Origin of the sequence: Diaphorobacter sp. C33, from assembly GCF_030503915.1 — a bacterium.
Lineage (GTDB): Bacteria > Pseudomonadota > Gammaproteobacteria > Burkholderiales > Burkholderiaceae_C > Diaphorobacter > Diaphorobacter nitroreducens.
This window is the reverse complement of sequence record NZ_CP129980.1, coordinates 177207-201464: the sequence shown is the minus strand read 5'-3', so window position 1 is coordinate 201464 and position 24258 is coordinate 177207. Positions and strand designations below refer to the sequence as shown.

Genomic DNA, 24258 nt, shown 5'->3' with positions numbered 1-24258 from the left:
CCGACGCGCTAGAGCCAGCCAGAGCCAGAACCCTAGTGCAGAGGCTCTTTCGCTGCCTGCGGCAACACCAGCGGCAGCACTGCAATACCCTCATCCAGCAGCTCGGCGGTTTCCTGGGGCGTCGCTTGGCCGCGTATGCCGCGCTCTTCCGTCTCGCCGTAGTGCATGCGGCGTGCCTCGGATGCGAAGCGGTCTCCCACGTCCTCGGTCTGCGCCATGACCCGGCGCGCCACGGCAAGCCATGTGGCCTGAAAGGCGGCGGATACCCCCTCTGGCGGAACGGGAGCGGGAGCCGTCGCAGCGGCCTCCCGCGATGTGGAGGCCCCGGTGCTCAGGTTCAACCGGGGAGCGCTGACCCCCTTGCGCACCTGCGAGTCTCCGCACATCGGACACTGCACCAGGCCACGTGCCTGCTGGCTGTGAAAGTCGCCCTCACTCGCAAACCAGCCTTCAAACGTGTGGTCGAGCGAACACAGCAGGTCGAGTACCTTCAAGGCCAACCCTCATCAGTCCTCGGCGGCGCTGCGGTCGCGGCGACGCATCAGGTAGCGGTAGACGAACCCCGGAAATGCCAGCGTCACGAACAACGCCCCGGTGACCGCGTAGAACTCCCAGCCCTGGGGCGCAATCTGCCCTGCCCGTTTCTCGAGCGCCAACGCCAGACCACCGACCAGGAAGTACAGCAACACCAATTCCAGCGCGCGGACGAAGAAGGGTTTGCCTTCCCGGGCGCGTGCGCCGACGACCAGCCACCGGTCATTGATGAAAGGGAGATTGGCCGCCACAAGGGCGGCCAAAATTACCAGCCAGATGGCCCCCGTCTGGGTCATGGCAGCCGCGGCGCCCGGTCAGGTGGCGAGGGCGCGCACGATGGCATCGGCGCACAGGGCCATGAGCCCACCCGGCAGCAGTCCCAGGACCAGGACCAGAGCGCCATTGATGGTCAGCACCACACGCACGTCCAACGGTGCGGACACGCTGGTAGCAGTCAATGGTGCGTCGAAGTACATCACCTTCACCACGCGGAGGTAGTAGAACGCGCCGATCAACGACATCATGACGGCGAATACCGCCAAGGCGATGTGCAGTACCTGGCCGGACGCGACCAGCGCTTGCAGCACGGCCAGCTTGGCATAGAAACCGACCAGCGGCGGAATGCCGGCCATCGAGAACAGACACACGGCCATCACGCCTGCGTACAGCGGGCTGCGCTGGTTCAGACCGGCCAGGTCGGAAATTTCTTCGCTTTCAAAACCTTCGCGCGCCAACAGCAGGATCACACCGAAGGCCGCCAACGTGGTGAGCACATAGGTCACCACGTAGAACATGGCGGAGCTGTAGGCGTTCTCCACAGCGGTGGCGTCCACGTTGCCATGCACCACACCCGACATCAGGCCCAGTAGCACGAATGCCATCTGCGAGATCGTCGAGTACGCCAGCATGCGCTTGAGATTGGTCTGCATGATCGCAGCCAGGTTACCCACCAGCAGCGACCCGATGGCCAGTACCGCGAGCATCTGCTGCCAGTCGATGGCCAGCGGCAACAGGCCGTCCACCAGGAGGCGGATGGTCATGGCGAACGCGGCCAGCTTGGGTGCGCTACCGATGAACAGCGTCACGGCCGTAGGCGCGCCCTGGTACACGTCAGGCACCCACATATGGAACGGAACCACGCCCATCTTGAAAGCCAGCCCGGCGACCACGAACACCAGACCGAACACCAGTACCTGGTGACGGATCTGCCCCGCGTTGATGGCCTTGAATACCTGGCCGATGTCCAGCGAACCGGTGGCGCCGTAGAGCATGGACAGGCCATACAGCAGGAAGCCGCTGGCCATGGCACCCAGTACGAAATATTTCATCGCGGCCTCGGTGGCCGTGGTGTTGTCGCGCCGCAGGGCCACCAGGGCATAGCTGGAGAGCGTGAGCAGTTCCAGACCCAGATAGATCAGCAGGAAGTTGTTGGCCGAGATCAGCACAAACATCCCCAGCAGAGCGAGCATGGTCAGCGTGAACAACTCACCACCACGCAGCATGTCGCGGTCCGCGGCATAGGGACGGCCATAAACGAGCAGGACCATCACGGCCACGGTCGCGAAGCACTTGAGCCAATTGCCCATGGCATCGCTGACAACCATGTTGCCCCAGGCATAGAAGGTGTTGCCACTGCTCGCGTACATGGCCTGGAGCGCCGCCACCACCGCCAGGGTGAGCATGGTGAGCACGTAGGTTCCCGTGCGGCGCGCGCTGCTGACGCCCAGATCCACCAGGGCAATCACGCAAGCCATGACCAGCAGCACGATCTCGGGATAAATCGCCAGCCAGCTGATGTTGTCAATCATCTCGTATCTCTCGGTTCAGTCTGGTCAGTTGAGCTTGGATTGCGCAACATGCTTGAGCAACTCTGCCACGGACACATCCATCACGTCCGTGAACGGCTTGGGATAGACGCCCATGTACAGCACGGCAATCGCCAGCAACCCCAGCACAAGGAATTCTCGCCCGCCAATATCCGTCAGGCCGCGCACGTTGTCGTTCGTGACGGGGCCCAGGTAGACGCGCTTGTACATCCACAGCGAATAGCTGGCGCCCAGGATCAACGCCAACGCCGCGCCAAGGCCGACCCAAAAATCGAATTTCACGGCGGCGATGATGACCATCCATTCACCGACGAAGCCCGCCGTAGCCGGCAGCCCGCAATTGGCCATGGTGAACAGCAGCGCAAAGGCCGCGAACTTGGGCATGGTGTTGACCACGCCGCCATAGGAAGCGATCTCGCGCGAATGCACGCGGTCGTACAGCACGCCAATGCACAGGAACATGGCGCCGGACACGAAGCCGTGCGCAATCATCTGGACCAGGCCACCCGAGACACCCATGTCATTGAAGACGAAGAAGCCCAGCGTGACAAAGCCCATGTGCGCAACCGACGAGTAGGCCACGAGTTTCTTCATGTCCTTTTGCACCATGGCCACCAGCCCCACGTAGATCACAGCCACCAGCGACAGGGTGATCATCAGCCACGCCCATTCGCGCGAAGCGTCTGGTGCGATCGGCAGCGAGAAGCGCAGGAAACCATACGCGCCCAGCTTCAGCATGATGGCGGCCAGCACTGCGGAGCCGCCCGTGGGCGCTTCCACGTGCACATCGGGCAGCCAGGTATGCACCGGCCACATAGGCACCTTCACGGCAAACGCCGCGAAGAAGGCAAAGAACAGCAGGGTTTGCGCAGTAGCCGACAGGGGCAGCTTGTGCCACGTAGCGATGTCAAAGCTGCCGCCCGACTGGTTGTACAGGTAGATGAACGCAATCAGCGTGAGCAGCGAGCCCAGCAGCGTGTACAGGAAAAACTTGAAAGCCGCATAAATCTTGTTCGGCCCGCCCCAGATACCGATGATCAGGTACATGGGGATCAGCGTGGCCTCGAAGAACACGTAGAACAGCATGCCGTCCATGGCGCTGAAGACGCCGACCATCAGACCCGAAAGGATCAGGAACGCCCCCATGTACTGATTCACCCGCTCGGTGATCGATTCCCAGGAGGCAATCACAACGATGACGGTGATGAACGCCGTCAGCGGCACGAACCAGAAAGCGATGCCGTCCACACCCAGGTGGTAGTAGACGTTGAAGCGCTCGATCCACATGGACTTTTCGACAAACTGTGCAGCCGCGCTGCCGTTGTCGAAGCCGCCCATGAGCGGGAGCGTGACGGCCAAACCCAGCAGCGCGCCGATGAGCGCCAGCCAGCGGACCATGCGTGCATGCTCGTCGCGCCCCAAGGCCAGCAGAAGGGTGCCGAAAGCAATGGGCACCCAGATGGCAAGACTCAACAAACCCATTTTCTTTTTTCTCCTACTTGTTGAGCCAGACGAAATAAGTCATGAGCGCGAACACACCCAGGATCATCACCAGCGCATAGTGGTAGACATAGCCCGACTGGAGCCAGCGCACCAGGCCTGCGATACGTCCCACGAGCTTCCACGAGCCGTTCACGAGTGCTCCGTCGATCACGCCTTGGTCGCCGCCCTTCCACAGGGCAATGCCCAGGCCACGGGCACCACGTGCGATGATGTTCTCGTTGATCCAGTCGAGGTAATACTTGTTTTCGAACAAGGTATAGATCGGCTGGAACATACGCTTGATGGCCGCGGGCAGCGCCGGGTTGACCATGTACATGTAGTACGCCATCGCGACGCCAGCCAGTGCCAGCCAGAATGGTGCCGTCTGCAGGCCGTGCAGAGCCATGGCCAACGGACCGTGGAAGATCTCCGCCAGTTCCGCCATCGCGGGGTGCTTGGCGGCGTCCACGAAGATCACGTCCTTGAAGAAATCGCCAAACAGCATCGGCTGGATGGTCATGAAGCCGATCAGCACGGAGGGAATGGCCAACAGAATCAGCGGGACGGTCACCACCCACGGGGACTCATGCGGCTCATGATGGTCATCGTGGCCATGGTGGCCGCCGTGGTGCGCATCGGGATTCTGGTCGTAGCGCTCCTTGCCGTGGAACACAAGGAAATACATACGGAAGGAGTAGAACGCCGTCACGAACACGCCGGCCAGTACGGCGAAATGGGCGAAGCCCGCAGCCGGCAGCGTGCTGGCATGCACCGCCTCGATGATGCTGTCCTTGGAATAGAAGCCTGAGAACAGCGGCGTGCCGATCAGGGCCAGAGATCCCAACAGCGAGGTAATCCAAGTGATGGGCATGTACTTGCGTACGCCTCCCATCCAGCGGATGTCCTGGTTGTGGTGCATGCCCATGATCACCGAGCCGGCGCCCAGGAACAGCAAGGCCTTGAAGAACGCATGCGTCATCAGGTGGAAGACGGCCACCGAATAGGCCGATGCGCCCAGGGCCACGGTCATGTAACCCAGCTGCGACAGCGTGGAATACGCCACCACCCGCTTGATGTCGTTCTGGATGATGCCCAAGAAACCCATGAACAGTGCGGTGATCGCGCCGATCACCAGAATGAAGTTCAGCGCGGTATCCGACAACTCAAACAGCGGCGACATGCGCGACACCATGAAAATGCCGGCCGTCACCATGGTGGCCGCGTGAATCAGCGCCGAAATCGGTGTCGGGCCTTCCATCGAGTCGGGCAGCCACACGTGCAGCGGGAACTGAGCAGACTTGCCCATCGCGCCGATGAACAGGCAGATGCAGATCACGGTGATCAGCATCCAGTCGGTGCCGGGGAAGCCAATCGCGCCCAGTTCGCCCGACTTGGCGAAGATCTCGCTGTAGTTGAAGGTGCCCGCGTAGGCAGCGATCAAGCCAATGCCAAGGATGAAGCCGAAGTCGCCGACGCGGTTGACCAGGAAGGCCTTCATGTTGGCGAAGATCGCCGACTGTTTGTTGAACCAGAAGCCGATCAGCAGGTAGGACACCAAGCCCACCGCCTCCCAGCCAAAGAACAGTTGCAGCAGGTTGTTGCTCATGACAAGCATGAGCATGGAGAACGTGAACAGCGAGATGTAGGCAAAGAAACGGTTATAGCCTTCGTCCTCCTCCATGTAGCCGATGGTGTAGATGTGCACCATCAAGGAGACGAAGGTCACCACGCACATCATCATGGCGGTGAGGCTGTCGATGAGGAAGCCCACCTCCATCTTCAGACCGCCCACCACCATCCACGTATAGATGGTCTCGTTGAAACGGGCGCCATCCACAGCCACGCTCTTGAGCGTCATCGCCGAGAGCACGAAGGCGACCAACACCCCCAGGATGGTGAGCGAATGGGAAGCACGGCGACCGAACCAGTTGCCGCCGAAGGCCGTGCCAAAGATGCCCGCAAGCACGGAGCCGACGAGCGGCGCCAGGGGCACCGCCAGCAGCGTCGAAGCAGAAAGGGTTTGACTCATTCTTGAGAACCTTGCAAGTACCGGGGCGACCCATCAACCCTTGAGGGTGTTGAGATCTTCCGCATCAATGCTGGTCTTGTTACGGAACAGCAGCACCAGGATGGCCAGGCCAATGGCGGACTCAGCAGCCGCCACCGTGAGGATGAAGAACACGAATACCTGACCGTGCATATCGCCCAGGTAATGAGAAAACGCCACGAAGTTGATGTTGACCGCGAGCAGCATCAGTTCGATCGCCATGAGCAGGACGATGAGGTTCTTACGGTTCAGGAAGATGCCAATCACCGCCAGGGCGAACAGCATGGCGCCTAGCGAGAGAAAGTGACCCAGAGTCAATGTCATTGCTTCTTCTCCTCTGCAGACTCGGGAACTGCTGGCGCAGCGGCCTGCTGCGTGACGGGCAACTGGACCATGACAAGGCGATCACGGGCACGCACGCGCACCTGCTCCGAAGGGTCAATGGCCTTGGAGTCCTTGCGCTGGCGCAAGGTCAGGGCGATGGCTGCAATCATGGCCACCAGCAGGATCACCGCAGCCACTTCAACGGGGTACAGGTACTCTGTGTAGAGCAGTTTGCCCAAGGCTTTGGTGTTCGAGTAAGGCACCACCTGCCCCGCAGCATTCACCAGCACTTCAACGGCCTTGGGCTCTTCGATGCCGCGAAAACCAGTCATGAGCACCGCGGCCATCTCGAATGCCACCAGGGCACCGATGAATGCCGCCAAAGGAAAGTGCTTCCAGAAACCGCGTCGCACGGTATCGATGCGGATGTCCAGCATCATCACGACAAAGAGGAACAGCACCATCACGGCGCCCAGGTAGACGAGCACCAGCGTGATGGCGAGGAATTCCGCCTTCAGCAGAAACCACACGCCGGCGGCCTGCGAGAAGGCAAGAATCAGATGCAGCACGGCATGCACGGGGTTGCGCGCCGTGATGACCCGGAAGGCCGCGTATAGCAGCACTACCGAGAACAAGTAGAAGAAACCGGTTTTGGCGTCCATGAATCGGGTCTTTTCAAAAAGTCAGGTGCGGTGAGGCAACCCGATCAACGGTACTTGGCGTCCGCCGCCTTGGCGGCTGCGATCTCGGGCTCGTAGCGGTCGCCCACGGCCAGCAGCATGTCCTTGGTGAAGTACAGATCACCGCGCTTCTCGCCGTGGTATTCGAAGATCTGCGTCTCCACGATGGAATCCACCGGGCAGCTCTCTTCGCAAAAGCCACAAAAAATGCACTTGGTCAGGTCGATGTCATAACGGGTGGTACGGCGCGAACCGTCCTCACGCACGTCCGACTCGATGGTGATGGCCAGCGCCGGGCACACCGCTTCGCACAGCTTGCAGGCAATGCAGCGCTCTTCGCCGTTGTCGTAACGGCGCAGCGCGTGCAGGCCGCGAAAGCGCGGCGACAACGGCGTCTTCTCCTCGGGGAACTGCACAGTGACCTTGCGTCGGAAGGTATAGCGACCGGTCAGGGCCATGCCCTTCGCCAGTTCCCAGAGCATGAAGCTCTTGAAGAAATCCTTGATTGAAAAGGATGCAGGAGCAGCAACAGCAGCCATGGATGTCCCCGCTTATTTCCAGATGTTCCAGGGCGACAGCAACCAGGCGCCCACGATCAACAGCCATACCAGCGTGACCGGAATAAAGATCTTCCAACCCAGACGCATGATCTGGTCATAGCGGAAGCGCGGGAACGTGGCACGAATCCAAATGAACATGGATACCACCAGGAACGTCTTGATGCCCAGCCAGATCCAGCCCGGAACGAAGCCCAGGGCTTCGATCGGCGGCAGCCAGCCGCCCAGGAACATCACCACCGCCAGGATGGAAACCAGCCACATGCTGGCGTATTCGGCCAGGAAGAAGATGGCGAAACCCATGCCTGAATACTCGACCATGTGACCGGCGACGATTTCCGCCTCACCTTCCACCACGTCAAACGGGTGGCGGTTCACTTCGGCCACGCCCGAGATCAGGTAGACCAAGAAGATGGGCAGCAGGGGCAGCCAATTCCACGACAGGAAGTTCAGGCCCATGGCCGCCATCGTGCCCTGCCCTTGGCCCAGCACGATCTCGGTCAGGTTCATGCTGCCCGATACCATGATGACGACCAGGAAGCAGAAACCCATGGCAATTTCGTAGCTCACCATCTGCGCAGACGCACGCAGCGCGCCCAGAAAGGCGTACTTGGAGTTGGACGCCCACCCCGCAATGATCACGCCGTAGACCTCGATGGAGGTGATGGCCATGATCAGCAACAGACCCGCATTGACGTTGGCAAGCGCTACATCGGGCCCGAAGGGAATCGCCACCCAGGCCGCCAGGGCAGGCATGATGGCCATGACCGGGCCGAGGTAGAACAAGCCCTTGGCCGCGGCCGTGGGCTGGATCAACTCCTTCGAGAGCAATTTCAGACCGTCAGCCAGAGGTTGCAGCAAACCGAAGGGGCCCACGCGGTTGGGGCCCATGCGCACCTGCATGAAGCCCAGCAGCTTGCGCTCCCACAGCGTCAGGTAGGCCACGGCACCCATCAGGGGGCCCACGATGCAGACGATCTTGATCAGGATCCAGAGTACGGGCCAAGCCACCCCGGTCCACCATCCGGCGGCAACCAGATTGAGGCCGCCGTTGTAGATTGCATCGATCATGCGGCGACTCCTTCACGTGCCGCGCGCGCGTCGGCAGTCAGTTGCAGCGACGGTGCGCGGCGCACCAGGCTGTCGAGCTGATAGATGGCTGCCACGACGGGTTCAGCACACTCGCCGCCCAGCTTCGGCTCGGCCGATGTGGCGTTGCTCAGGCGCTCCGCCGGCAGCAGCGTGCACTCACCTGCGGGCTTGCCGGTCGCACGGACCAGCACGTCCTGGGACGTCTCGTAGTCCATGCCTTCCAGCCCGAGCAGATTGCCCAGCACGCGCAATACCTTCCACGCAGGACGCGCCTCGCCGGCCGGCTTGACCACGGCATGGAAGCTCTGCAGGCGCCCTTCGGCGTTGACGAAACTACCCGAGGTCTCGGAGAACGGAGCGATCGGCAGCAGCACGTCGCTGAACTCGAGGTTGGTCTTGAACGGGCTCAGCGTGACGACCATGTCGGTCTGCGCCAAAGCTTGAGCCGCTGCAGCACCCAAGGCGGAGTCGTGCTCAGGCTCCACATTCAGCAGCAGGGCTGCCTTCAGGCGGCCATCCAGCATTTGTGCAGCGTTCAGCCCGCCCTCTTGAGGTTGCGCACCCACGAACTGCGCACCGACCGTATTGGCGGCCTCCGTCAGGTAACCCACCGTCGCTCCGGTCTGGGCACCGATCCACTGCGCCAGCGCCAGCAGGCTGGACGCTTGGGCATGATGGGCAGCACCATTGCCCAGCAGAATGGCTTTGCGCTCCCCCGTCAGCAATGCAGCAGCAATGGCCCGGGCTTCTTCGCTGGTGGCAGCCCCTTGCACGGGGGCAGCCACGCCCTTCTCTGCAGCGATGGCGGCTGCGACTTCCGCCAGCGCCGTGCTCCAGCCGGCCGCTGGGGCCAGCTTGGTGCGGACATTCGGAATAGCCCAATCACTCGCTACTGAATTAATAGCGTTTACCGCACACCCATGGCGCGCTGCCTGCCGAATTCGCTGTGCAAACAAGGGATGGTCCTTGCGCAGATTCGATCCAACGACCAACACGGACTGCAGCGTGCTCAGGGATGCGATGGACGTCCCCAGCCAGCGCACACCTTCGGCCTTGCCGAACTCCGCATGGCGCAGACGGTGGTCGATGTTGTCGCTACCCAACCCGCGCACCAGCGCGCCGGCCAGGAACAACTCTTCTACTGTGCTGTGCGGGCTTACCAGCGCTCCGATGCTCTGGGCGCCGTGCTCGGTTTTGACGCACCGCAGACCGTTGGCCACATATTCCAGAGCCGTCTGCCAATCGACTTCCTTCCACTCCCCGCCCTGTTTGAGCATGGGACGTGTCAGGCGGTCGGGGGAATTCAATGCCTCATAGGAAAAACGGTCGCGGTCAGCAATCCAGCACTCGTTGACATCCTCGTTCTCGAACGGGACGACGCGCATGACCTTGTGGTTCTTGACCTGCACAATGATATTGGCGCCCGTGGAGTCGTGCGGACTCACGGATTTGCGGCGAGAAAGTTCCCACGTGCGGGCGCTGTAGCGGAAGGGCTTGCTGGTCAGCGCCCCCACCGGGCACAGGTCGATCATGTTGCCCGACAGTTCCGAGTCGACGGTATCGCCGATCACGGTCGTGATCTCCGAATGCTCGCCACGGTTCACCATGCCGAGTTCCATCACGCCGGCGATTTCCTGGCCGAAACGAACACAACGCGTGCAATGGATGCAGCGGGTCATCTCTTCCATGGAGATCAGTGGGCCCACGTCCTTGTGCGCCACCACGCGCTTTTCCTCGCCGTAGCGCGAGGAATCGCCGCCATAACCTACGGCCAGATCCTGCAACTGGCATTCGCCGCCCTGGTCGCAGATGGGGCAGTCCAGCGGGTGATTGATGAGCAGGAACTCCATCACCGATTGCTGGGCCTTGATCGCCTTGTCGCTCTTGGTGCGCACGATCATGCCCTGCGTCACGGGTGTGGCGCATGCTGGCAGGGGTTTGGGGGCCTTCTCCACCTCCACCAGGCACATGCGGCAATTGGCGGCAATGGAAAGCTTCTTGTGGTAGCAGAAATGGGGAATGTAGGTACCCACCTTCTCGGCCGCATGCATCACCATGCAGCCTTCGGTGACTTCTACCTTCTTCCCGTCCAGTTCGATTTCAACCATATGCTGTACTCGCGTTCAGGCGCTGGCGGGGGTGGAACCCGATGGGTGGGCGTTTCGGATCAGCGCTTCAAACTCCGGACGGAAATGCTTGAGCATGGCGCGCACCGGCATGGCTGCCGCATCGCCCAGCGCGCAGATGGTCCGGCCCTGAATGTTGTCCGCGACGGAATTGAGCAGGTCCAGATCGCTCTCCCGCCCGGCTTCGTGCTGGATACGATTGATCACGCGCCACATCCAGCCCGTGCCTTCACGGCAGGGTGTGCACTGACCGCAGGATTCATGCGCGTAGAAATACGACAGGCGCAGCAGGCTCTCCACCATGTTGCGGGAATCGTCCATCACGATCACGGCGCCCGAGCCCAGCATGGAGCCGGCCTTGGCGATGGAGTCGTAGTCCATCGTGCATTCCATGATGATGGACGCCGGCAACACGGGAGCGGAAGAACCGCCCGGAATCACCGCCTTGAGCTGGCGACCCTTGCGCACGCCACCCGCCAGTTCCAGCAGCTTGGCAAATGGCGTGCCCAAGGGCACTTCATAGTTGCCTGGACGCTCTACGTCGCCGGACACCGAGAAGATCTTGGTGCCGCCGTTGTTGGGCTTGCCGCACTCAAGGTAAGCCTGACCGCCATTGCGGATGATCCACGGCACCGCGGCGAACGTCTCGGTGTTGTTGATCGTGGTGGGTTTGCCGTACAGGCCAAAGCTGGCCGGGAATGGCGGCTTGAAGCGCGGCTGGCCCTTCTTGCCTTCCAGCGATTCCAGCAACGCGGTTTCCTCACCGCAGATATACGCCCCAAAGCCATGGTGCGCATGCAGTTGGAAGCTGAAGCTGCTGCCCAGGATGTTGTCACCCAGATAGCCTGCAGCGCGCGCCTCTTCCAACGCCGCTTCAAAGCGCTCGTAGACCTGGAAGATCTCGCCGTGGATGTAGTTGTAGCCCACAGAGATGCCCATCGCGTAGGCCGCGATGATCATGCCCTCGATCACGATGTGCGGGTTGTACATCAGGATGTCGCGATCCTTGCACGTGCCCGGCTCCCCCTCGTCGGAATTGCAGACCAAGTATTTCTGGCCAGGGAACTGACGCGGCATGAAGCTCCACTTCAGGCCAGTCGGGAAGCCCGCACCACCACGCCCGCGCAGACCGGATTCCTTCATGGTGGCGATCACCTGGTCCTGGGTCAGGCCTTCACCACCATCCTTGCCCAGCAGCTTGCCCAGGGCCTGGTAGCCTCCCCGGGCCTCGTAATCCTTGAGGCTCCAGTTGCTGCCGTTCAAGCCCGCATAGATCTGCGGATTGATATGGCGGTCATGGAAGCAGGTCTGTACGCCCGTCGCCTGAAATTGCGACAGCACTTGTGCAGCCGTGGTCATTGTTTGCCCTCCGCAGCGCGCAGGCCATCCACCATCTGGTCGAGCTTGTCGTCGTCCATGAAACTGCACATGTTGCGGTCATTGACCAGCATCACGGGCGCGTCGGCGCAGGCCCCCAGGCATTCGCATTGCTGCAAGGTGAAAAGGCCATCGGCGGTGGTTTCGCCCATGGAAATGCCCAGCTTCTTCTCAAGGTGGTGCAGCGCATCCTGCCCACGGCGCAGCTGACACGGCAAATTGGTGCAGACGGCCAGCTTGTACTTGCCCACCGGCTGCTGGTTGTACATGTTGTAGAACGTGGTGACCTCATGCACGGCGATCTGGGGCATGCCCAGGTACTCGGCGATCACGGCCTCGCTCTCGGCGCTGACCCAGCCCTGTTCCTGCTGGACGATGGACAGGCACGCCATCACCGCCGACTGTTTCTGGTCTGCGGGGTATTTCGCCACTTCGCGGGCAAAACGTTGCTTGGTCGCTTCGGTAATCATCGGTCAATCTCTCCGAACACGATATCCATGGTGCCGATGATGGCCACGGCGTCGGCCAGCATGTGGCCCCGCGCCATTTCGTCGAGTGTGGCCAGATGCGCGAACCCGGGTGCGCGGATCTTCAGGCGGTAGGGCTTGTTCGCACCGTCGCTCACCATGTAGATACCGAACTCCCCCTTGGGGTGCTCAACGGCCGCGTAAGCCTCGCCCGCCGGCACGCGGAAGCCTTCCGTGAAGAGCTTGAAATGGTGGATCAGCTCTTCCATGTTGGACTTCATGGCCTCGCGCGAGGGCGGCGCGATCTTGTGGTTGTCCGTGATGACGGGGCCGGGGTTGGCCCTGAGCCAATCGACGCACTGCTTGATGATGCGATTGGACTCGCGCATCTCTTGCACGCGAACGAGATAGCGGTCATAGCTATCGCCCGTGACCCCGACCGGCACATCGAAGTCCACGCGGTCATAGGCGTCGTAGGGTTGCTTCTTGCGCAGGTCCCACGCAATGCCCGAGCCGCGCAGCATCGGACCGGTCATGCCCAGGTTCAAGGCGCGCTCAGCCGGCACTACGCCGATGCCCACCGTACGCTGCTTCCAGATCCGGTTGTCCGTCAGCAGGGTCTCATACTCGTCTACGCACTTGGGGAAGCGCTGCGTGAAATCGTCGATGAAATCCAGCAGCGAACCCTGGCGGTTACGGTTGAGCTCCTCGATAGCCTTGGCGTTCTTGATCTTGCTGACCTTGTACTGGGCCATGCTGTCCGGCAGGTCCCGGTACACGCCTCCCGGACGAAAGTAGGCAGCGTGCATGCGAGCGCCAGAAACGGCCTCGTACATGTCGAACAAGTCCTCCCGCTCACGGAAGGTATAGATGAGGATCGTGGAGCTGCCGCAGTCGTTACCGTGCGAACCCAGCCACATCAGGTGGTTCAGCAGGCGCGTGATTTCGCCGAACATCGTTCGGATGTACTTCGCGCGCAGTGGCACCTCGATGCCCAGCATCTTCTCGATGGCCAAGCAGTAGGCCTGCTCGTTGCACATCATGGACACGTAATCGAGACGGTCCATGTAGGGCAAGGACTGGATGTAGGTCTTGTGCTCTGCCAGCTTTTCGGTGGCACGGTGCAACAGCCCGATGTGCGGGTCGGCCCGTTGTACGACCTCGCCATCCAGTTCCAGCACCAAGCGCAGCACGCCGTGTGCTGCCGGGTGCTGCGGTCCGAAGTTCAGGGAGTAGTTCTTGATTTCAGCCATGGTCGATCACCAAGCGGCACGCCGCCTCAGTGCAGGCCTCCGTACTTGTCTTCGCGGATGATGCGCGGCGTCACTTCGCGCGGCTCGATGGTCACGGGCTCATAGATCACGCGACGCTGGTCGGCGTCATAGCGCATCTCGACATGGCCGGACAAGGGGAAATCCTTGCGGAACGGGTGGCCGATGAATCCGTAATCGGTCAGGATGCGGCGCAGATCGTTGTGCCCATCAAACACGATGCCGAACAGATCGAATGCCTCGCGCTCAAACCAGTTGGCCGAGTTCCAGATGTCGGTAACCGAGGCGACGATGGGGAAGTCGTCGTCGGAGCAGAACACCTTCACGCGCAACCGCTGGTTGAGGGAAACGGACAGCAAATGGGAAACCACGGCGTAGCGCGGTCCTTCCGAGCCCGTGGCGCCATAGGCAGAATAGTCGACGCCGCACAGATCAATCAATTGCTCGAACTTGCAATCGGGCGCATCGCGCAGGATTTGCATGGCTTCGAGATAGCGCGCAGCGGACACCACCACGGTCACCTCATCCAGCGCCACCGAGATCTGGCGCACGCGGTCACCCAGAGCGGAGGCAACCACGTCCCGCAGGCTCTCGGGGTGAATGGCAATAGCAGTCATCTTCGTCCCTTCAGGCGCGCGCAATGGTGTGGGTGCGGCGGATCTTCTGCTGCAGCTGAATGATCCCGTAGATCAGCGCCTCGGCCGTCGGAGGACAGCCGGGAACATACACATCCACAGGGACGATGCGATCACAGCCACGCACCACCGAATAGCTGTAGTGGTAGTAACCCCCGCCGTTGGCACAAGAGCCCATGGAGATGACCCAGCGCGGCTCGGCCATTTGGTCGTACACCTTGCGCAGAGCGGGCGCCATCTTGTTGCACAGCGTGCCGGCCACGATCATCAGGTCCGACTGTCGCGGGCTCGCCCGGAACACTTCCGCGCCAAAACGCCCCAGGTCATAACGTGCGGCGGCAGCATGCATCATCTCGACAGCGCAGCAGGCCAGTCCGAAGGTCATGGGCCAAAGGGATCCGGTCTTGGCCCAGTTCACCACGGAGTCATAACTCGTGGTGATGAAGCCTTCCTTCATCACACCTTCAATCATTGCGTCATTCCTTTGAGCGGCGGCTCATTCCCAGTTGAGGGCGCCTTTTTTCCATTCGTAGGCAAAGCCCACCACGAGGATGGCCAGGAAAACCAGCACAGCGACAAAGCCCGTCACCCCCACCTCTTGCAGAGTCACCGCCCAAGGGAAGAGGAAGGCAATTTCCAGGTCGAACAGAATGAAGAGGATGGCCACCAGGTAGTAGCGCACGTCGAACTTCATACGCGCGTCTTCAAATGCCTCGAAGCCGCACTCATAAGGGGAGTTTTTCGCCGGATCCGGGCGATTGGGGCCAAGCACATAGCCCAGAAGAAGCGGCACCACACCGACACCGATGCCGACCAGAATGAACAATAGGACAGGGAGGTATTGATCGAGGTTCATCTGGCAGATGTGCTCACCGCTGAAAAACCGCCTCGCATGCCCCGCAACGCGGACCAGGGAGGCGGCTTCTTGTGATTGGTGCCGTCGGCGAGACTCGAACTCGCACAGCTTTCGCCACTACCCCCTCAAGATAGCGTGTCTACCAATTTCACCACGACGGCTGCTGTATGCATCTGGATGGCATGAGGACCGGAAATAACGGTTTTGGCTTTCCAGACAATCCGGGATTCTACCCCGGAAAAACCCTGTCACAAACGGATGAGGCGTTTTTTTGCGACGCCTCAAACGTTCACTTGGTCGGGATCTGAGCGGCGCCGGAGGCAGGCTCCACCGCCGGCGCTGGGGCCGCCGCAGAGGCATCGACCGCAGGCGCCGTCGAGGCGGGGACAGCGGCTGCGGGCGTCTCCAGAACACTACCAGTGCTCACCGGACGCTGGTTGCCAAAGTATGCCAATGCCAGGGTTGCCACGAAGAACACCGTCGCCAGGACCGCCGTGGTGCGCGAAAGGAAGTTGGCGCTGCCGCTGGCCCCAAACAAGCTGCCGGAACTGCCACTACCGAAGGCTGCCCCCATGTCCGCACCCTTACCGTGCTGGATCAGGATCAACCCAATCATCCCGAGGGCGGTCAGCATCTGCACCGCCAGAATCACGTTCACAACCAGTCCCATAATCCCATCACTCCTAATTTAATAGCTACCAGCGCTTGTCAGCTATGCGCTGCAGCGATAATTTTCAAGAAATCCGCGGCCTTGAGCGACGCACCGCCCACCAGGCCCCCATCGATATCCGGCTGCGCCAGCAGTTCGGCTGCGTTGGCAGCATTCATGCTGCCGCCATACAGGATGAGCACGCGATCCGCGCTCTCGGTCGCGGCGGCGAGCTGAGCGCGCAGTACCGCATGCACCTGCTGCGCCTGCTCTGGCGTTGCCGTGCGACCGGTGCCGATGGCCCAGACAGGCTCGTAGGCCACCACGATCTCGCTCACGCAGTGCCCCACGGCATGGATCACAGCCGCCAGTTGGCGCTTGACGACGGTCTCGGTCTGGCCCGCCTCGCGCTCGGCCAGAGTTTCTCCCACGCATACGATCGGCGTGACGCCGCCCGAGAGCGCCCGCTGGGCCTTGGCCGCGACCACGGCATCGGTTTCGCCATGGTATTGGCGACGCTCGGAGTGCCCCACAAGCGCGTAGCGTGCACCAAAGTCGCGCAACATACTCACAGAGACCTCGCCGGTGAACGCGCCCCTTTCATGCTGCGACACATCCTGGGCGGCCAGAGCGATTTCGCTGCCCGCGACCAAGGCCTGCACCTGCGCCAGGTAGGGCGCCGGCACGGCCACCGCCACGCCACAGCCGGGCACACCCAAGCCGTCGCGTAGCGCCTGCAACAGCGCCGCATTGGCCTGCAGGCTGCCGTTCATCTTCCAGTTGCCGGCAATGAGTTTCTTTTTCTGTGTCATGTCGTCCATGTCAAAACAATCTTGCCCACGTGCTGGTTGGATTCCATCAGCGCATGCGCCTGCGCGGCATGCGCGGCCGGGAAAGTGCTGTGGATGACCGGCTTCACCGCGCCCGACGCCAGCAGCGGCCAGACATGCTCACGCAATGCCTGCGCAATGGCGCCCTTGAACGCCACGGGACGCGGCCTCAGCGTGGAGCCCGTGATGGTCAGCCGCCTGCGCAGCACCAGCCCCGCATTGAACTGCGCATCCAGCCCGCCCTGCACCGCGATGATGACCACGCGGCCGTCCTCGGCCAGGCACTCAACCTCGCGCGCCACGTAGGAGCCGGCCACCATGTCCAGCACTACGTCCACGCCGCGCCCATCGGTAAGGCGCCGCGCCTCGGCCACGAAATCCTGCGTCTTGTAGTTGATCGCGTGGTGCGCACCCAGCGCCAGGCAGGCTGCGCACTTTTCGTCCGAACCCGCCGTGACGATGACCGTGGCGCCGCGTGCACGCGCCAACTGAATAGCCGTAACGCCAATGCCGCTACTGCCGCCCTGCACCAGCAGGACCTCTCCCGCCTGCAGGCGGCCGCGGTCGAACACATTGCTCCAGACGGTAAAGAAGGTTTCCGGCAGCGAGGCCGCCTCCACGTCGCTCAAGCCCTGCGGCACCGGCAGGCATTGCGCAACAGGCGCGACGCACCACTGCGCATAACCGCCGCCCGCAACCAAAGCGCACACCCGGTCGCCCACGCGAAGGCCCGCCTGCGCCATGGCGGCGGCATCGCCGGACTCGACAACGCCCGCCACTTCCAGCCCCGGCAGATCGGAGACGCCCGCGGGTGGCGCGTAGTTGCCCTTGCGCTGCAGCACGTCGGGGCGGTTCACCCCGCTGGCCGCCACGCGGATCAACAACTCGCCGTCTCCCGGCTGCGGCACCGGGCGCTCGGCGAGACGCAGCCCCTCAGGCGGGCCAAACGCCGCAATCTCTACGGCCTGCATCACGTCATTCATGGCAGTTTTGAATCATTTGAGCCGCTAGCGCCCGTCCATCGGGCGTTAGCAGCTCTCATTTCAATAGCAAACAGGTATTCCCGAAGGAACACCCCCGGCTTACTGCTGCTGTTGCTCGGAAGCACCGCCATCACGGCGCTCACGACGCTCGCCCCGCTCCGCAGGGGCGGGACGGCCGCTGTCGCCGGCGGGGCGGTCAGCCAGCGCCTTCATGGACAGCTTGACGCGGCCCTTGTCGTCGGTCTCCAGCACCTTGACCTTCACGATCTGACCTTCCTGCAGGTAGTCGCCGACCTTTTCCACACGCTCGTGGGCGATCTGGCTGATGTGCAGCAGGCCGTCCTTGCCGGGCAGCAGGTTGATCAACGCGCCGAAGTCCAGGATCTTGGTGACAGGGCCTTCGTAGATCTTGCCCACTTCAACCTCAGCCGTGATCTCTTCGATGCGGCGCTTGGCTTCATCAGCCTTGGCAGCCTCGGTGGCTGCGATGGTGATGGTGCCGTCTTCCTCGATGTTGATCTGGCAGCCGGTCTCGTCCGTCAGGGCACGGATGGTGGCGCCGCCCTTGCCGATCACGTCGCGGATCTTCTCGGGGTTGATCTTCATCGTGTAGAGCTTGGGCGCGAAGGATGAGATCTCGGTCTTGGCTTCACCCATGGCTTCCTGCATCTTGCCCAGGATGTGCATACGTGCTTCCTTGGCCTGCGCCAGGGCGACCTGCATGATTTCCTTGGTGATGCCCTGGATCTTGATGTCCATCTGCAGGGCGGTGATGCCGTTGGTCGTACCGGCCACCTTGAAGTCCATGTCGCCCAGGTGGTCCTCATCGCCCAGGATGTCGGTCAGCACGGCGAAGCGGTTGTCTTCCTTGATCAGGCCCATGGCGATGCCGGCCACGTGCGCCTTCATGGGCACGCCGGCATCCATCAGCGACAGGCAGCCGCCGCAGACCGATGCCATGGACGAGGAGCCGTTGGATTCGGTGATCTCCGACACCACGCGGATGGTGTAGGGGAACTCGTCCTTGCTCGGCAGGCAGGCCACCAGGGCGCGCTTGGCCAGGCGGCCGTGGCCGATTTCGCGGCGTTTGGTCGAGCCCATGCGGCCCACTTCACCCGTGGCGAAGGGAGGCATGTTGTAGTGGAAGATGAAACGGTCTTCGAACTCGCCGGCCAGTGCGTCGATGCGCTGCGCATCGCGCTCGGTGCCCAGCGTGGACACCACCAGCGCCTGGGTCTCGCCACGCGTGAACAGGGCGGAGCCGTGGGTGCGGGGCAGCACGGAGTTGCGGATCTCGATGGGGCGCACGGTGCGCGTGTCGCGGCCGTCGATGCGGGGCTCGCCGGCCAGGATCTGGCTGCGCACGATCTTGGCTTCGATGTCGAACAGCAGGGCCTCGACCTTCACGGCGTCGAACTCCACGCCCTCGCCCTTCAGCGATTCCAGCACCGAGGCCGATGCCTCGCGCAAGGCCTGGGTGCGGGCCTGCTTGCTGCGGATCTGGTAAGCCGCGCGCAGCTTGTCCTCTGCCAGGGCCGTGACCTTGGCGATGAAAGTCTCGTCCTTGGCAGGCGGCTGCCAGTCCCACACGGGCTTGCCAGCGTCGCGCACCAGCTCATGGATGGCGTTGATCGCCACCTTGCCCTGCTCGTGGCCGAACACCACGGCGCCCAGCATGATCTCTTCGGACAACTGCTGCGCTTCGGACTCCACCATCAGCACAGCGGCCTCGGTGCCCGCCACCACCAGGTCCAGCTGCGAGCTCTTGCGCGCGGTCTGCCCGGGGTTCAGCACGTATTCGCCATTGACGTAGCCCACGCGTGCGGCGCCGATGGGGCCATTGAACGGAATACCGGAAACGGACAGCGCTGCGCTCACGGCGATCATGGCGGCGATGTCAGCGTCCACTTCGGGGTTCAGCGAGATGGTGTGGATGACCACATGCACCTCGTTGTAGAAGCCCTCGGGGAACAGCGGGCGGATCGGGCGATCGATCAGGCGGCTGGTCAGCGTCTCCAACTCGCTGGGCTTGGCCTCGCGCTTGAAGAAGCTGCCGGGGATCTTGCCGGCGGCGTAGGTCTTCTCGATGTAGTCCACCGTCAGCGGGAAGAAGTCCTGGCCAGGCTTGGCCTGCTTGGACCCCACCACGGTAGCGAGCACTACGGTGTCGTCAATGTTCACCAGCACGGCGCCTGAGGCCTGGCGGGCGATCTCACCCGTTTCCATGACAACGGTCTTGTCACCCCACTGGAACGACTTGGTGACCTTGTTAAAAATGCTCATAATGACTCCTTGCTCTCAAAATAATAGCTGGCAACGCTGTACCAGCAAGGCTTGGAGCGCAATTCAGAACACGATGCCATTCCAGCGACCCTGCCCTGCCCATCGGAAGGCAAGGCCCCTGGAATGACACAGCTTCGCTCTGCAGTTGCGTCTCCGAAGTAAAAAACGCCTGAGCTAGACAGAGCTAACCCAGGCGTCTCGGCATGCCGGCGCGCTTACTTGCGCAGGCCCAGCTTGGCGATCAGTGCCGTGTAACGGTCGGCGTCCTTGGCCTTGAGGTAGTCCAGCAGCTTGCGACGACGGCTCACCATGCGCAGCAGACCACGGCGGCCATGATGGTCCTTAGCATGCTGCTTGAAGTGAGGAGTCAGCTCGTTGATGCGGGCGGTGAGCAGTGCCACCTGGACTTCCGGGCTGCCCGTATCGTTGGCGGAACGGGCATTGGCCTTGACGACTTCGGCCTTGACGGATGATGCGATCATGTTTTTTCCTTGATAGAAGAGCCCAAGCAGGCAGCCGCATTGCTGCACCAACTGCCTATGGCTCTGGTTGTACTTGCGCCACGACTGGAAGGGGTCGACAGCGTGCGTCTTGCACCATGCAAAACCTTGCGATTATACCGCTGCGCTTCTCCCCACTTCTTCGCCGCCGTCCAACCCCTGTGCAACGGGCTTTCGGGCATGATGCAAACCGTACTGCAAAACGTTGCAACCCCTTTTGAAAGACCACTATGCGCTTCATGGATACGTTTGTCCGCCGGTCTCTTTCCCTGCCAGTGGGTGTCGGCGTGGCCGCGCTCTTGTTGTCCTTTGCGTCACTTCACAGCCATGCCGCAGCCACACCCGAGAAGGCAGCCAGCGCTTCGAAGAGGTCCAAAGCTATCCGGATCAAGCACACGCAGAACCATTCCGGCGAAAGCCAGGCAGAGCGCGACCGGCGCCTCTACCGGGAGTGCAAGGGCATGCCCAACGCAGGCGCCTGCCTGGGCTACACACGCAAGTGAGCAACATCGAGCGATTTCGCAAAACCGGGCGAAAACTCCGCTACAATCACGCCATCGTCACAATGCGCTGATCGACTGATTAATTAGCCAGTGACGATTTTTGATATAGCTTGAAAACTTCGTGCTATAATTCAAAGCTTAGCGGCTGTAGCTCAGCTGGATAGAGTACTTGGCTACGAACCAAGGGGTCGTGGGTTCGATTCCTGCCAGCCGCACCAAACGGTAAGCCCTGGAACTGCAAGGTTCCAGGGCTTTTTCGTTTTTGGCATTTGCTCCCTTTCAGGCACGATAAGCATATGAGCAAGGCATTCACCAAGGAAACCGATACCGACGACGAACCGTCCCTCCCCCCGCAGGCGCCCGTGGGGCCCGGCAAGAACTACATCACACCCCAGGGATATGCGCGCCTTCGCAGCGAGTTGCTGGGCCTTATCGATGATGAGCGCCCCAAGGTGGTAGAAATTGTCCATTGGGCAGCCAGCAACGGAGACCGTTCGGAGAACGGCGACTACCTGTACGGCAAGAAAAGGCTGCGCGAGATCGACAGGCGCATCCGTTTCCTGACGAAACGGCTGGAAATCGCGGATGTCGTGGACCCATCGGTACACGCGGGCAGTGACCAAGTCTTCTTCGGCGCCACGGTCACCTACGCCGAGGAGGACGGCGTGGAGCGCACGGTGACGATTCTGGGCATTGACGAAGCCGACAACAGCCTGCAGCAGATCAGCTGGATTTCTCCCGTGGCGCGCGCGCTGCTCAAAGCCCGGGAGGGAGACGAAGTGACCCTGCAGACTCCCGCCGGCCTACGTACCCTGGAAATCCTGCGTGTCGAATACCCCGTCGCGGCGCCTCGGTGACGAACCCAGGCCCTCAAGCGGGCTGGGGAAGCACGCGGAACGCTCGCAATACGGAATGCGTGCGGCGCAGATTGCGCAACACGGCCTCTACATGGTGTTGATCACGCACCGCTGCCACAAAACGCAGATCAGTGGTGTCCATCGCATCGTCCATGTCCACACGGACGATATCTGCCTCTGAGTTGGCAAATTCGGATGCGATGCGAGCCAGTACCCCCTTGCCATTGGTCACGGTCACGGTGATACCGGTCTCGAATTGGCGGGTAGGCTCATCGGACCAGTCGACGGCAATGAAGCGCTCGCCATCTTTGTGCTGCAGTTTCTTGGCTACCCCGCATTGCGCGTGATGGACCACCAGGCCCTCGCCGCGGCCCAGGTATCCCACGATGGGATCGCCCGGCACCGGGCGGCAACACGCTGCATATTGAACAGATGCATTCTCGCTGCCGTCGAGGGTGATGCTCCCTTGCGAGACTGTTTCATGGGAGCTGTAGCGCTCGCGGGTCAGCAGCAATGCATCCGGCCGCTGGCCGTCTTCCGATAGCAACACGACCAGGCGCTTGGCCACGATGCCGGCAATGCGCTTGCCCAGTCCCACATCGGTCATGAGTTCCGCGCGGCTGCGATTGCCCGTAAAGCGCAGCAGTTTTTCCCAAATGGGCGCTTGGGTCTGCACGTCAGGCAGTTGTTCAATGCCCTCGGCGCGCAGCGCCTGAGTCAGCAGTTTCTCGCCCAGGCCCGCCGACTCGTTCTGCGCCAGCGTCTTGAGATAGTGGCGAATCTTGGAACGCGCTCGCCCAGTGCGCACGAACCCCAGCCAAGCGGGGTTGGGCCGGGCGCCCTGTGTGGTAACGATTTCCACCACATCCCCGTTCTTGAGTTCGGTGCGCAGGGGCACCTGTTCGTTGTTGATGCGCGCCGCCGTGGTGCGGTCGCCCACGTCGCTGTGGATCGCATAGGCAAAGTCCACCGCCGTGGCTCCGCGGGGCAAGGCCATGATCTGGCTCTTGGGCGTGAAGACATAGACGGCATCTGGGAATAGGTCCACCTTGACGTGGTCCCAGAATTCGGCCGCGTCGCGCGTTTCATTCTGGATGTCGAGCAAAGACTGCAGCCATTTGGTGCCCAGGCGTTCTGCCACCGCGCCATCCGCATCTTTCGCCTTGTAGAGCCAGTGCGCCGCCACACCCGCTTCCGCCACGATGTGCATTTCCTCGGTGCGAACCTGAAACTCGATATTCAGGCCAGCAGGTCCCACCAGCGTCGTATGCAGCGACTGATAGCCATTGAGCTTGCCAATGGCGATATGGTCCTTGAACTTGCCGGGCACCGGTTTGTACATCTGGTGCAACACACCCAAGGCGGTATAGCAGTCCGTCACCGAATGCACGATGACACGGAAGCCATAGAGATCCGTCACCTGCGCAAAGCTCAGGTGCTTGGTGATCATCTTCTGGTAGATCGCAAAGAGTGTCTTCTCACGCCCCGCCAGCCGCACGTGCATGCCCAGCCGCGCAAATGCGGCATCCACTTCCGTCTGCACCTTCTGCACGATGTCGCGGCGTCGGTTGCGCGACTTCGTGACCGCTTTGGACAGCGTGGCATAGCGCCATGGATGCAGGTGGCGAAAGGCGAGGTCCTGCAGTTCGCGGTAGGTCTGGTTCAGCCCTAACCGATGCGCGATGGGCGCATAGATCTCCAGCGTCTCCGACGAAATGCGACCCCACTTGCTGCGCGGCATGTCGGAGAGCGTGCGCATATTGTGCGTGCGGTCCGCCAGCTTGATGAGGATGACGCGCACGTCGCGTGCCATGGCCAGCAGCATCTTGCGAAACGACTCGGCCTGGTTCTCCTCACGGGTATTGAACTGCAGCTTATCGAGTTTGGTGAGACCATCCACCAGTTCCGCAACAGGCGCACCAAACCGGTCGATGAGATCGGACTTGGTGATGCCGCAATCTTCCATGGCGTCGTGCAGCAAGGCTGCCATGAGGGCCTGGACATCCAGCTTCCAGCTCGCGCACAGCGCCGCCACGGCAATCGGGTGCGTGATGTAGGGCTCGCCACTGCTGCGCAACTGCCCCAAGTGCGCTTCATCGGCGTAACGGTACGCTTGGCGCACCTGCTCGACGCTGGTTTCGTCAAGGTAGTCGAGTTTTTCCAGCAGCGCAGCAAAGCTCGCCGCCGCGGCGTTGGCGGCCGCAGCAGAAGAACTGTCAACCGCCACAGGGACGGCCTGCGGATTGTCAACAGCTGCCTTGTTCAACACGACGTTCATGGCTTAAATGTAGCGCGCCCCGCCCGAGCGGCAAGCGCAGGCAAAAAAAAGCACCGCCACGCGGTGCTCTTTTACCGGGATCACCGGAGGCTGACGATCGC

24 protein-coding genes and 2 tRNA genes are annotated in these 24258 nt (G+C 61.8%); 3 read left to right on the top strand and 23 right to left on the bottom strand.

Annotation, left to right across the window (positions count from 1 at the left end; translation table 11 throughout):
- Positions 1-32: 32 nt before the first annotated feature.
- From QY917_RS01025 to rpsO, 22 genes are all read right to left on the bottom strand, one after another.
- Entirely contained in the window at positions 33-494 is a 462-nt protein-coding gene (locus tag QY917_RS01025; protein ID WP_302078247.1) for a DUF1178 family protein, read from the bottom strand.
- A 12-nt stretch (positions 495-506) separates the two neighbouring features.
- Positions 507-830, bottom strand: a complete 324-nt coding sequence (locus QY917_RS01020) for a DUF2818 family protein (protein ID WP_015912621.1) — start codon at positions 828-830, stop codon at positions 507-509.
- 18 nt (positions 831-848) lie between these two features.
- Positions 849-2342 (bottom strand): NADH-quinone oxidoreductase subunit NuoN, encoded by a 1494-nt coding sequence (nuoN, locus tag QY917_RS01015; RefSeq protein ID WP_015912620.1) that lies wholly within the window; start codon positions 2340-2342, stop codon positions 849-851.
- 24 nt (positions 2343-2366) lie between these two features.
- Positions 2367-3842 (bottom strand): NADH-quinone oxidoreductase subunit M, encoded by a 1476-nt coding sequence (locus QY917_RS01010; RefSeq protein ID WP_015912619.1) that lies wholly within the window; start codon positions 3840-3842, stop codon positions 2367-2369.
- A gap of 13 nt (positions 3843-3855) precedes the next feature.
- Entirely contained in the window at positions 3856-5871 is a 2016-nt protein-coding gene (gene nuoL / locus QY917_RS01005; RefSeq protein WP_123675102.1) for an NADH-quinone oxidoreductase subunit L, read from the bottom strand.
- Positions 5872-5904: 33 nt separating this feature from the next.
- On the bottom strand, positions 5905-6213 hold the full coding sequence (gene nuoK, locus QY917_RS01000) for an NADH-quinone oxidoreductase subunit NuoK (RefSeq protein ID WP_015912617.1): 309 nt from the start codon (positions 6211-6213) through the stop codon (positions 5905-5907).
- Positions 6210-6875 carry an NADH-quinone oxidoreductase subunit J gene (locus QY917_RS00995; RefSeq protein ID WP_015912616.1) on the bottom strand — a complete coding sequence of 222 codons (666 nt, stop codon included), beginning with the start codon at positions 6873-6875 and terminating at the stop codon, positions 6210-6212. The genes nuoK and QY917_RS00995 overlap by 4 nt, the downstream gene beginning before the upstream one ends.
- Positions 6876-6919: 44 nt before the next feature.
- Complete coding sequence (gene nuoI / locus QY917_RS00990) at positions 6920-7432, bottom strand: NADH-quinone oxidoreductase subunit NuoI (protein WP_015912615.1); 513 nt, start codon at positions 7430-7432, stop codon at positions 6920-6922.
- Positions 7433-7444: 12 nt separating this feature from the next.
- Positions 7445-8521, bottom strand: coding sequence for an NADH-quinone oxidoreductase subunit NuoH (gene nuoH / locus QY917_RS00985; RefSeq protein WP_088887486.1), 1077 nt, complete (start codon positions 8519-8521; stop codon positions 7445-7447).
- Positions 8518-10650 (bottom strand): NADH-quinone oxidoreductase subunit NuoG, encoded by a 2133-nt coding sequence (nuoG, locus tag QY917_RS00980; RefSeq protein ID WP_123675101.1) that lies wholly within the window; start codon positions 10648-10650, stop codon positions 8518-8520. The genes nuoH and nuoG overlap by 4 nt, the downstream gene beginning before the upstream one ends.
- 15 nt (positions 10651-10665) lie before the next feature.
- Entirely contained in the window at positions 10666-12027 is a 1362-nt protein-coding gene (nuoF, locus tag QY917_RS00975; RefSeq protein WP_123675100.1) for an NADH-quinone oxidoreductase subunit NuoF, read from the bottom strand.
- On the bottom strand, positions 12024-12515 hold the full coding sequence (gene nuoE / locus QY917_RS00970; RefSeq protein WP_011804402.1) for an NADH-quinone oxidoreductase subunit NuoE: 492 nt from the start codon (positions 12513-12515) through the stop codon (positions 12024-12026). The genes nuoF and nuoE overlap by 4 nt, the downstream gene beginning before the upstream one ends.
- Entirely contained in the window at positions 12512-13765 is a 1254-nt protein-coding gene (locus QY917_RS00965) for an NADH-quinone oxidoreductase subunit D (RefSeq protein ID WP_011804401.1), read from the bottom strand. Before QY917_RS00965 ends, nuoE begins: the two co-directional genes overlap by 4 nt.
- A 26-nt stretch (positions 13766-13791) precedes the next feature.
- A complete protein-coding gene (locus tag QY917_RS00960; protein ID WP_015912611.1) occupies positions 13792-14400 on the bottom strand; it encodes an NADH-quinone oxidoreductase subunit C in 609 nt (202 codons plus the stop codon).
- A 10-nt stretch (positions 14401-14410) separates the two neighbouring features.
- Positions 14411-14890: an NADH-quinone oxidoreductase subunit B family protein gene (locus QY917_RS00955; protein ID WP_011804399.1), complete on the bottom strand. Its 480-nt coding sequence runs from the start codon at positions 14888-14890 to the stop codon at positions 14411-14413.
- Positions 14891-14914: 24 nt separating this feature from the next.
- Positions 14915-15274 carry an NADH-quinone oxidoreductase subunit A gene (locus QY917_RS00950; protein WP_011804398.1) on the bottom strand — a complete coding sequence of 120 codons (360 nt, stop codon included), beginning with the start codon at positions 15272-15274 and terminating at the stop codon, positions 14915-14917.
- A gap of 76 nt (positions 15275-15350) precedes the next feature.
- Positions 15351-15435 (bottom strand) — tRNA-Leu (locus QY917_RS00945).
- A gap of 128 nt (positions 15436-15563) precedes the next feature.
- Positions 15564-15944 carry a preprotein translocase subunit SecG gene (secG, locus tag QY917_RS00940; protein ID WP_015912609.1) on the bottom strand — a complete coding sequence of 127 codons (381 nt, stop codon included), beginning with the start codon at positions 15942-15944 and terminating at the stop codon, positions 15564-15566.
- 38 nt (positions 15945-15982) lie between these two features.
- Positions 15983-16735, bottom strand: a complete 753-nt coding sequence (gene tpiA, locus QY917_RS00935; protein WP_088888593.1) for a triose-phosphate isomerase — start codon at positions 16733-16735, stop codon at positions 15983-15985.
- Complete coding sequence (locus tag QY917_RS00930; protein ID WP_047350020.1) at positions 16732-17736, bottom strand: NAD(P)H-quinone oxidoreductase; 1005 nt, start codon at positions 17734-17736, stop codon at positions 16732-16734. The genes tpiA and QY917_RS00930 overlap by 4 nt, the downstream gene beginning before the upstream one ends.
- 99 nt (positions 17737-17835) lie before the next feature.
- Entirely contained in the window at positions 17836-20019 is a 2184-nt protein-coding gene (gene pnp / locus QY917_RS00925; protein ID WP_088887489.1) for a polyribonucleotide nucleotidyltransferase, read from the bottom strand.
- 215 nt (positions 20020-20234) lie between these two features.
- Positions 20235-20501 carry a 30S ribosomal protein S15 gene (gene rpsO / locus QY917_RS00920; RefSeq protein WP_011804393.1) on the bottom strand — a complete coding sequence of 89 codons (267 nt, stop codon included), beginning with the start codon at positions 20499-20501 and terminating at the stop codon, positions 20235-20237.
- 248 nt (positions 20502-20749) lie between these two features.
- On the opposite strand from rpsO, the gene QY917_RS00915 reads away from it, so the two are divergent.
- From QY917_RS00915 to greB, 3 genes are all read left to right on the top strand, one after another.
- Complete coding sequence (locus QY917_RS00915; RefSeq protein ID WP_015912605.1) at positions 20750-21022, top strand: hypothetical protein; 273 nt, start codon at positions 20750-20752, stop codon at positions 21020-21022.
- 141 nt (positions 21023-21163) lie between these two features.
- Positions 21164-21240, top strand: a tRNA-Arg gene (locus QY917_RS00910).
- 78 nt (positions 21241-21318) lie between these two features.
- Entirely contained in the window at positions 21319-21879 is a 561-nt protein-coding gene (gene greB / locus QY917_RS00905) for a transcription elongation factor GreB (RefSeq protein ID WP_123675099.1), read from the top strand.
- 13 nt (positions 21880-21892) lie between these two features.
- On the opposite strand, the gene QY917_RS00900 is transcribed toward greB, so the two are convergent.
- Positions 21893-24157, bottom strand: coding sequence for a bifunctional (p)ppGpp synthetase/guanosine-3',5'-bis(diphosphate) 3'-pyrophosphohydrolase (locus QY917_RS00900; protein ID WP_047350016.1), 2265 nt, complete (start codon positions 24155-24157; stop codon positions 21893-21895).
- Positions 24158-24258: the final 101 nt, after the last annotated feature.

Coding starts and splice junctions, on each gene's coding strand:
- QY917_RS01020 (WP_015912621.1), bottom strand. CDS start 830: ATGACCCAGACGGGGGCCATCTGGCTGGTAATTTTGGCCGCCCTTGTG.
- QY917_RS00955 (WP_011804399.1), bottom strand. CDS start 14,890: ATGATTGAAGGTGTGATGAAGGAAGGCTTCATCACCACGAGTTATGAC.
- greB (WP_123675099.1), top strand. CDS start 21,319: ATGAGCAAGGCATTCACCAAGGAAACCGATACCGACGACGAACCGTCC.
- nuoE (WP_011804402.1), bottom strand. CDS start 12,515: ATGATTACCGAAGCGACCAAGCAACGTTTTGCCCGCGAAGTGGCGAAA.
- pnp (WP_088887489.1), bottom strand. CDS start 20,019: ATGAGCATTTTTAACAAGGTCACCAAGTCGTTCCAGTGGGGTGACAAG.
- nuoF (WP_123675100.1), bottom strand. CDS start 12,027: ATGACCACGGCTGCACAAGTGCTGTCGCAATTTCAGGCGACGGGCGTA.
- QY917_RS00915 (WP_015912605.1), top strand. CDS start 20,750: ATGCGCTTCATGGATACGTTTGTCCGCCGGTCTCTTTCCCTGCCAGTG.
- nuoK (WP_015912617.1), bottom strand. CDS start 6,213: ATGACATTGACTCTGGGTCACTTTCTCTCGCTAGGCGCCATGCTGTTC.
- tpiA (WP_088888593.1), bottom strand. CDS start 16,735: ATGACACAGAAAAAGAAACTCATTGCCGGCAACTGGAAGATGAACGGC.
- nuoH (WP_088887486.1), bottom strand. CDS start 8,521: ATGATCGATGCAATCTACAACGGCGGCCTCAATCTGGTTGCCGCCGGA.
- QY917_RS00965 (WP_011804401.1), bottom strand. CDS start 13,765: ATGGCTGAAATCAAGAACTACTCCCTGAACTTCGGACCGCAGCACCCG.
- QY917_RS01010 (WP_015912619.1), bottom strand. CDS start 3,842: ATGGGTTTGTTGAGTCTTGCCATCTGGGTGCCCATTGCTTTCGGCACC.
- secG (WP_015912609.1), bottom strand. CDS start 15,944: ATGGGACTGGTTGTGAACGTGATTCTGGCGGTGCAGATGCTGACCGCC.
- nuoN (WP_015912620.1), bottom strand. CDS start 2,342: ATGATTGACAACATCAGCTGGCTGGCGATTTATCCCGAGATCGTGCTG.
- QY917_RS00960 (WP_015912611.1), bottom strand. CDS start 14,400: ATGACTGCTATTGCCATTCACCCCGAGAGCCTGCGGGACGTGGTTGCC.
- rpsO (WP_011804393.1), bottom strand. CDS start 20,501: ATGATCGCATCATCCGTCAAGGCCGAAGTCGTCAAGGCCAATGCCCGT.
- QY917_RS00930 (WP_047350020.1), bottom strand. CDS start 17,736: ATGAATGACGTGATGCAGGCCGTAGAGATTGCGGCGTTTGGCCCGCCT.
- nuoL (WP_123675102.1), bottom strand. CDS start 5,871: ATGAGTCAAACCCTTTCTGCTTCGACGCTGCTGGCGGTGCCCCTGGCG.
- nuoG (WP_123675101.1), bottom strand. CDS start 10,650: ATGGTTGAAATCGAACTGGACGGGAAGAAGGTAGAAGTCACCGAAGGC.
- QY917_RS00900 (WP_047350016.1), bottom strand. CDS start 24,157: ATGAACGTCGTGTTGAACAAGGCAGCTGTTGACAATCCGCAGGCCGTC.
- nuoI (WP_015912615.1), bottom strand. CDS start 7,432: ATGGCTGCTGTTGCTGCTCCTGCATCCTTTTCAATCAAGGATTTCTTC.
- QY917_RS00950 (WP_011804398.1), bottom strand. CDS start 15,274: ATGAACCTCGATCAATACCTCCCTGTCCTATTGTTCATTCTGGTCGGC.
- QY917_RS00995 (WP_015912616.1), bottom strand. CDS start 6,875: ATGGACGCCAAAACCGGTTTCTTCTACTTGTTCTCGGTAGTGCTGCTA.